The 7613-nt window shown below is 49.2% G+C and carries 7 protein-coding genes and 1 pseudogene; 7 read left to right on the forward strand and 1 reads right to left on the reverse strand.

The window, feature by feature from the left end; genetic code table 11:
- A pseudogene (locus tag Q0Y54_RS10430) lies at nt 1–173 on the reverse strand (nitrous oxide-stimulated promoter); the annotation flags it as partial.
- Nucleotides 174–373: 200 nt separating this feature from the next.
- Between Q0Y54_RS10430 and Q0Y54_RS10435 the strand changes: the two are divergent.
- From Q0Y54_RS10435 to Q0Y54_RS10465, 7 genes are all read left to right on the forward strand, one after another.
- The gene (locus tag Q0Y54_RS10435; RefSeq protein ID WP_297967415.1) at nt 374–1567 is read left to right on the forward strand and encodes a sensor histidine kinase; all 1194 of its coding nucleotides are present in this window, start codon (nt 374–376) and stop codon (nt 1565–1567) included.
- A gap of 135 nt (nt 1568–1702) precedes the next feature.
- The gene (locus Q0Y54_RS10440) at nt 1703–3226 is read left to right on the forward strand and encodes an aminotransferase class I/II-fold pyridoxal phosphate-dependent enzyme (RefSeq protein WP_297967418.1); all 1524 of its coding nucleotides are present in this window, start codon (nt 1703–1705) and stop codon (nt 3224–3226) included.
- 86 nt (nt 3227–3312) lie between these two features.
- The gene (locus Q0Y54_RS10445) at nt 3313–3987 is read left to right on the forward strand and encodes a thymidylate kinase (protein WP_297967420.1); all 675 of its coding nucleotides are present in this window, start codon (nt 3313–3315) and stop codon (nt 3985–3987) included.
- Between the two features lie 565 nt (nt 3988–4552).
- A complete protein-coding gene (rnmV, locus tag Q0Y54_RS10450; protein ID WP_297967424.1) occupies nt 4553–5092 on the forward strand; it encodes a ribonuclease M5 in 540 nt (179 codons plus the stop codon).
- A 111-nt stretch (nt 5093–5203) separates the two neighbouring features.
- Nucleotides 5204–6016, forward strand: coding sequence for a 16S rRNA (adenine(1518)-N(6)/adenine(1519)-N(6))-dimethyltransferase RsmA (gene rsmA, locus Q0Y54_RS10455; RefSeq protein WP_297967430.1), 813 nt, complete (start codon nt 5204–5206; stop codon nt 6014–6016).
- A 271-nt stretch (nt 6017–6287) separates the two neighbouring features.
- Complete coding sequence (locus tag Q0Y54_RS10460) at nt 6288–6542, forward strand: TIGR03905 family TSCPD domain-containing protein (protein ID WP_037330146.1); 255 nt, start codon at nt 6288–6290, stop codon at nt 6540–6542.
- Between the two features lies 1 nt (nt 6543).
- Nucleotides 6544–7332 carry a histidinol-phosphatase HisJ family protein gene (locus tag Q0Y54_RS10465; RefSeq protein ID WP_297967427.1) on the forward strand — a complete coding sequence of 263 codons (789 nt, stop codon included), beginning with the start codon at nt 6544–6546 and terminating at the stop codon, nt 7330–7332.
- Nucleotides 7333–7613 lie beyond the last annotated feature (281 nt).

Below are 7613 nucleotides of genomic sequence, written 5' to 3' on the forward strand. Positions count from 1 at the left end.
ACGACAATGGCCAAGAGAGCAGTACACTTCGGACAAAGCTTTTCGCCCTTGGTGCCGTGATTTTTGTTGCAATATACGCCAAAGGATTTTTTGATGCTTTCCTTTTCCTTGGGAATGTTGTTTTTTATCTCAACTGGTTTTTTCTTTGGTAAAAATCTGTCAAATATACCCATAAACTGCGAACTCTCCTTGTATGAAAAATAGACATAACCATATACGATTTTAATAGTATTCTTAATTAAATGCAAGTCTCATTTTGACCTTCAGTATAAAGTGGTGGCAAAGATAGTTCGATCATCTGCGAAAAATACTTTGCATTGCAATGGGGTTTACGTTACAATTAATCTAAGGAAGAGTGGGAGGTTTTTGGAACGTGAACATCAATTTATCAGAAGGCTTTGATATAGATGATGGTCAAGGTGAACGTCTGCTTCGTGATGCCTTTAAGCAGAGCATAGAGTCCATGGAGGGCAGCAAGGGCCAGATTTTTGAGATATACGAAAATACCAAGGATGACGTGGAGTCTACCCGCAAGATGCTGCAGGAGCTTAAGGAACAGACCCGTAAATTGCAGGACGAAGTGGATGTGCTGGTGCGTGAGGAGCAGAAGGAAAAACAAAAGCTGGTTCAGGTCAGTGGCAATTTTTCCAATTATTCAGAGGATCGGATTCGGGCCAGCTATGAGGCAGTGAAGACTGTTCAGGTAAAATTGGCCATTGCCAAGGAAAAAGAATATCAGACCCGCCGTCAGCGCGACCGGTTGGAACTGCGCCTTTACAGCATGGAGAAGACCCTGCGCATGGCGGAGACGTTGGCTACCAAGCTGGGCTCGGTTATTGGCTACCTTACGTCACAGTTGAGTGATGTGGTCACCCAGATGGAAATCGTGTCCAAGAATAAATTTCTGGGGATGCAGATTATCAAGGCGCAGGAAAACGAGCGGCTCAGGGTTTCCCGTGAGATTCATGATGGTCCGGCCCAGGGAATGGCCAATCTCATCTATCAGGCTTCGGTGGTGGAGCGTCTGGTGGATACCCGGCCTAATGAAGCCAAGGCCAGTCTCCAGGAGCTGCGTCGTCAAATACGTACCTGTCTGGCGGATGTGCGGCAGATAATATTTGATATGCGGCCAATGACCCTGGATGATCTGGGGCTGATACCGGCCCTGTGTCAGCTGACCAAAAAGCTGGCTGAGCGGGAGGTGCTTAATGCCGACCTGCAGATAGATGGCAAGGAATATAAATTTGATAAGCATGTGGAGGTTACGATTTTCCGTATCGTCCAGGAGGCACTGAATAATGTGCACCGCCATGCGGGAACGGATCATGCCAGCGTGCGTATGCTGTTTACGGCGGATCATCTGGCGATTATGGTTTCTGACCAGGGCCAGGGCTTTGATGTGGAAACCCTGTCGGAGGAACGGCGTAATCCTACTGGTGAAGGCCGGTTTGGGGTCATCGGTATGGAGGAACGGGCGCGTATTATCGGTGCTTCCATTACCATTGCCTCAGAGCCGGGGAAGGGAACAAGGGTGAATATTAAAATGCCGTACCCTCAGCCCCGTTAATCCCAGGTTAAGGGGCAAGCTTCCCCTAAATCAGGGTGGAGCCTGAAATTCCACCTGAATAAGTCTTTCGTTGTAATGGCGTAGTGCGAAATTATCTTTCGCAGGAAGCTTATTATCATAAAGGTTTTGTGATTTATGCTTGAGGATATTACCCGAGAAAATAACAGTAAACTTAATCAAAATGAGGCGCCGATTTCTGAAGCAATGGACAAATATGCCAGGGACGGCGCCCTTGCTTTTCATACCCCGGGCCATAAGCAGGGCCTGGGGGCTCACCCCCGGTTAAAGCAGCTCATAACGCCGGAAGGATTGCGACAGGAGGTTTCTCTAATGGAGGAGCTGGATGACCTGCATTCCCCCTCCGGTTGTATAAAGGAGGCGGAGGCTCTGGCAGCCGGACTGTGGGGAGCCAAGGATACCATGTTTATGATTAACGGTACCACCGGTGCCATTCATGCCATGCTGCTTGGTACCCTTCGGCCCGGGGATACGGTGCTGGTACCCCGCAATGCCCATCGCTCCATTATTGGGGGGATAATTCTGGCCGGGGCGCAGCCCATATACATTGTTCCGGAGATTGTGGAAGCCTTGGGGATAGCCGGGGCCTTGTCAGTTGCTGCAGTGCGTAAGGCGGTGGCGGAAAATCCGGATGCCAGGGCCTTAATTGCGGTCTACCCCACCTATTACGGCATGGCAGGGGATTTGCAGGCAATAGCAGCTATTCTCCATGACCACAATATGCTTCTCTTGGTGGATGAGGCCCACGGGGCCCATTTGAAATTTGCCCAAAATATAGGGGGAATGCCCCGGCAGGCCCTGGATTTGGGGGCGGATGTGGTGGCTCAAAGTACCCATAAGGTGCTGGGCAGCCTGACCCAGACCTCCATGCTCCACATAGGCAGTAATCGGGTTTCCGGTGAAAGAATACGGGAGGCTGGGGCGTTGCTTCAGTCCACCAGTCCCAATCAGCTGCTGCTGGCCTCCCTGGATATTGCCCGGCTGCAGATGGCCACTGAAGGGGTGGAGCGACTGGAACGGGCTGTAGGTCTTTCCCGGTGGCTGCGGGATAATATCAATACAATTTCCGGTCTGTACTGCGTAGGGGAGGAAATACTTAAGGGCACGGCCACCGTGGCCCTTGACTTCACCAGAATAATTGTTAACCTGAGGGGGATCGGTTTGCCGGGACCGGAGGCTGAGCTGGTTTTGCGTCATGAATACAAGGTACAGTGCGAGCTGTCAGACAATAATAATTTATTGTTTATCATTTCCATGGCGGATACGGAAGAAAGGGCCCACCGCCTGTTGGCGGTGCTGAAGCTTCTGGCGTCAGAGCATGGCAGGGAACGGGCAGAAAAGCCGGTGGTACCAATGGGGTTATTTACCGCCAATGAGGTGGCCTTAAGCCCCAGAGAGGCCTTTTACCAAACAAGGAAAAGAGTAAAATTCACGGAAGCAGCGGGCTGTATTGCGGCAGAGACCGTGACCTTTTACCCACCGGGGGTGCCCGTATTATGCCCCGGGGAAAAAATTAGGGCAGAGCTTATTGGGGCTGTGCAGAGGCAGATGAAGGCCGGTATGAGAGTGGTGGGCCCTGGGGACAGTTCGTTGGAATACATTCAGATTGTTGAGCCTTCCCCTGGGACCCAAATGAAATGAGCTGGTCCCAAAGGGGAAGGAACCAATGGTACCAGGAGGAAGGCTTAGTCAGCGGAGCGGGGAAAACGGTGGATGAGGAGTAACATATGGCAAAGGGAAAATTGATTACTATAGAAGCGGGGGATGGCTCCGGGAAGGCCACCCAGACCCAGGCCCTTATGGAGCACTTGACAAAGGATGGCTATAGGGTGATGAAGGTGGAATACCCGGATTATAAATCTGATTCATCAGCCTTGGTGAAAATGTATCTGGGAGGAAGGTTCGGTGAACATGCCGAGGATGTGGATGCCTACGGTGCCTCCACCTTTTTTGCCGTGGACCGGTACGCCTCCTTCCATTTAAACTGGAAGAGGGCCTATGAGGAGGGGATGATTATCCTGGCCGACAGATATACCACCTCCAATATGGTCCATCAGGCGGTGAAGCTGACCGATCTAACAGAACGGGAGGAATTCCTTACCTGGCTGTGGGATTTTGAATTTGGCAGGCTGAAGCTGCCGGTGCCTGATGTGGTGGTATATCTTGATATGGACCCGGCTGTTAGTGATCGTTTAATTAATGAACGGGCAGCCCATAATGCGGATCGTAAAAAGGATATTCACGAAAGGGACAGGGATTATCTCCATAGATGTCATGCTGCCTATAATTGGGTGGCGGACAAATACGGCTGGAAAAAAGTTGTTTGCAGTAAGGATGGCCAGCCACGAAGCATTGAGTCCATTCATACCGACGTGTATGATACTGTGAAGAAATACCTTTAAACGACAGTGGACTGATGGCTTTCACGCCGTCCCGGCACTAAAACTTTTTCTTGCTTTTATATAGTGTAAAAAATCATAACTCGCTTCACCCTTGGAAGGTTCGCTCAAACAGATGATTTTTTCCACTATAATCAAGGTATAGCAATAAAAAGTTTCTTAACGTCCCGGTACTAAATGTTCAATCCACCAGCCCACGGTCTTTAGTGAAATAATATAATACTTTTATAAACGACAGTGGACTGATGGCTTTCACGCCGTCCCGGCACTAAAACTTTTTCTTGCTTTTATATAGTGTAAAAAATCATAACTCGCTTCACCCTTGGAAGGTTCGCTCAAACAGATGATTTTTTCCACTATAATCAAGGTATAGCAATAAAAAGTTTCTTAACGTCCCGGTACTAAATGTTCAATCCACCAGCCCACGGTCTTTAGTGAAATAATATAATACTTTTATAAACGACAGTGGACTGATGGCTTTCACGCCGTCCCGGCACTAAATATTCAATCCACCAGCCCACGGCCTTTAGCGAAATAATACAATATTTTTATGCAATGAAGGGAAAATATGATAAAAGAAGTTTTAGTAGTAGAAGGCAAAATGGACGTGGTGGCCATCAACAAAGCCGTTGAGGCTGACTGCATCATCACCGAGGGCTTTAACCTAAAGCCGGCTTGCCTTGATTCCATAGAAAAAGCATACAAAAAGCGGGGCATTATCATTCTCACGGACCCGGACAGTGCCGGGGAGCGTATCCGTACCTATGTTACCCGCCGCTGTCCCAAGGCCAAGCATGCCTTTGTGCCGGTGGAGGAGGCCACAGCCAATGACGATATTGGCATTGAGCAGGCCTCCCCGGAGGCTATACGCAAGGCCCTGGAAAAGGTGCGCACGTTAAATTGGGAGCCCAGCAATGAATTTAATGGGGCTGACCTTATAAAGGCTGGTATCAGCGGCGGGGCCGGAGCCAGTGAGCGGCGGGCCCGTATGGGCGCAAGGCTGGGTATCGGCTATGCCAACGCCAAAACCTTTTTAAAAAGGCTGAACCATTATGGGGTCACCAGAGAGGAATTTGAGGCGGCCCTGGCAGAGGAGGTGGATAATTAAATGAGCTTAAACCTGGATAAGGAGCTGGACAGGGAGCTTAATGAGGGCAAGGGACTAAAGCTGGGTGGGCTAAAGGCCACCATAGCTAATCCCAGTGTGACCAGACATATTATGAAGGCCTTCAATCTTCGGGCCAGTAAGCGGCTGGGCCAGAATTTTTTGGTGGATGCCAATATAGTCCGGGGGATTGTGGAGGCGGCTGGGGCCAAGCCCGGGGACAGGATTTTGGAAATCGGCCCGGGGATTGGTACCCTGACCCAGGGACTGGCGGAGTCCGGGGCAGAGGTTACTGCCGTGGAGCTGGATAAAAAGCTTCCCGCTGTTTTGGCCGAGACCCTGGCCGGCTATGATAATGTGCGCATAGTGCCGGGGGATATATTGAAGGTAGATATTCCTGAGCTTATGGGAGAGGGGCCCTTTAAGGTGGCTGCCAATCTGCCATATTATATTACCACCCCCATTTTGATGGAGCTTTTGGAAAAGCATTTGCCCATCAGCGTTCTGGTGACCATGGTGCAGAAGGAGGTGGCCCTGCGCATGATTGCCAAGCCGGGCAGCAAGGCCTACGGTGCCCTGTCGGTGGCGGTGCAGTATTATACCAGGCCCCATATTGCCTTTGACGTGCCCCCCCGGTCCTTCATACCGGCCCCGGAGGTAGACTCTGTGGTTATAGTCTGCGATGTGCGGGAAAAGCCGGCTGTGGAGGTAAAGGATGAAAGGATGTTCTTTAAGGTGGTAAAGGCAGCCTTTGGCCAGCGGCGCAAGACCATTGCCAACGCCTTGAAGGGGGCGGGCTTCACCAAAGCTGCCATTGAGGCAGCCTTTGTTAGGAGCGGTATCGATAGTGGCCGCCGTGGTGAGACCTTCACTCTAAAAGAATTCGCAGCCCTGGCTGATGCGCTGGTAGTTAGTAATCTGGTATAAAATTTATTGTGGGCTAGTGCTGGTAGCTTTCACGTCGTCCCGGCACTAAAACTTTTTCTTGCTTTTATATAGTGTAAAAAATCATAACTCGCTTCGCCCTTGGAGGGCTCGCTCAAACAGATGATTTTTTCCACTATAATCAAGGTAGAGCAAGAAAAAGCTTCTTAACGTACCGTGACTAAATGTTCAATCTACCAGCACCAGCCCACACTCAGGATAAAATGTAATATACTAAATATTTGTTGTGTAAATATATGTAGGAGGGATTTTTATGAGTGCTTTTGAATACGCACCCCAGGGAGTATGCTCCCGTCTTATGAAATTCGATATCGAGGACAACAAAATCCATAATCTCAAGGTAGTAGGCGGCTGCAACGGCAACCTTCAGGGTATCGGCAAGCTGGTTGAGGGTATGGACATTGATGAAGTCATCAGCAGAGTGGAAGGTATCCGCTGCGGTGCCCGTCCAACCTCCTGCCCAGATCAGCTGTCCAAGGCCCTGAAGCAGGCAAAGGAGCAGCTGTAATATGATTTATGACTGTCATTCCCATACGGAATTTTCCTCTGACTCGGAAATGAAGGCGGAGGATGCCATTGAGGCTGCCCGCAAATTGGGCATAGGCCTCATATTTACGGAGCATTACGATTTTGATTACAAAGAGTCCAAGCACTACAAGGAGATGGACTTCCTTTTTGATGCCAAGAAATACTGGGAGAGCTATGAAGCCCTCAGGGGAGAAGCACTGCTGCTGGGGGTGGAGGTGGGACTGACCCCAGGCAGTATTACGGCCAATCAGCAATTTATCAGTCAGGTGCCCTTTGATCAGGTAATTGGCTCCATTCATGCCATTGACAAGCTGGATTTGTATTATCCTGAATATTATGATGGGAAGAAAAAGGAGGAGGCCTATGGCCGTTATCTGGAAATAATGGCGGACATGGTAAAGGCCAATTCCTATATTGATGTGCTGGGACATATTGATTATATCAGCCGTTATTCTCCCTATGAGGATAAGGAAATTGGCTATAAGGAGTATCATGATTTGGTGGATCTGGTGCTGAAAAATGTGCTGGAGACGGGAACGCTGATGGAGCTGAATACCCGTCGGCTGGGCAGCAAGGCTGTGGCCGAATCATTGCTGATGATTTATGCCCGGTACAAGGAGCTGGGAGGGCAGTATGTGACCATTGGTTCCGATGCCCATAGGGCAGAGGATGTGGGCATGAATTTTAAAATGGCTCAGGATTTGGTGGAATTCATCGGCCTAAAGTCGGTGCACTTTAAAGAGAGAAAAATAGAGTATAGTAACGTATAATAAACAATGTGTGCAGGTACTACCATCTGTCGCTGGGCTACGGTACTAAATTTTTCTGTGCCTAATTAAATAGCTAAAAAAGTCAAAACTAACTCTGTATTTGAACTCAAACACTTGACTTTTTGAGCTAAAATCAAGGAAGGCACATAAAAATTCTTAACGTACCGCCTCCCAATGTCTCCATCTGGTAGTCCCTGCACACTTTTTGTATATAAATTGGTGCAGGTACTACCATCTGTCGCTGGGCTACGGCACTAAATTTTTCTGTGCCTAATTAAATA

Origin of the sequence: uncultured Anaerovibrio sp. (assembly GCF_947302755.1) — a bacterium.
GTDB lineage: Bacteria > Bacillota > Negativicutes > Selenomonadales > Selenomonadaceae > Anaerovibrio.

Bases quoted from the DNA above. Each gene is read 5' to 3' on its own strand.
- rnmV (WP_297967424.1), top strand. From the start codon at position 4,553: ATGATAAAAGAAGTTTTAGTAGTAGAAGGCAAAATGGACGTGGTGGCC.
- Q0Y54_RS10465 (WP_297967427.1), top strand. From the start codon at position 6,544: ATGATTTATGACTGTCATTCCCATACGGAATTTTCCTCTGACTCGGAA.
- Q0Y54_RS10440 (WP_297967418.1), top strand. From the start codon at position 1,703: ATGCTTGAGGATATTACCCGAGAAAATAACAGTAAACTTAATCAAAAT.
- Q0Y54_RS10445 (WP_297967420.1), top strand. From the start codon at position 3,313: ATGGCAAAGGGAAAATTGATTACTATAGAAGCGGGGGATGGCTCCGGG.
- Q0Y54_RS10460 (WP_037330146.1), top strand. From the start codon at position 6,288: ATGAGTGCTTTTGAATACGCACCCCAGGGAGTATGCTCCCGTCTTATG.
- rsmA (WP_297967430.1), top strand. From the start codon at position 5,204: ATGAAGGCCTTCAATCTTCGGGCCAGTAAGCGGCTGGGCCAGAATTTT.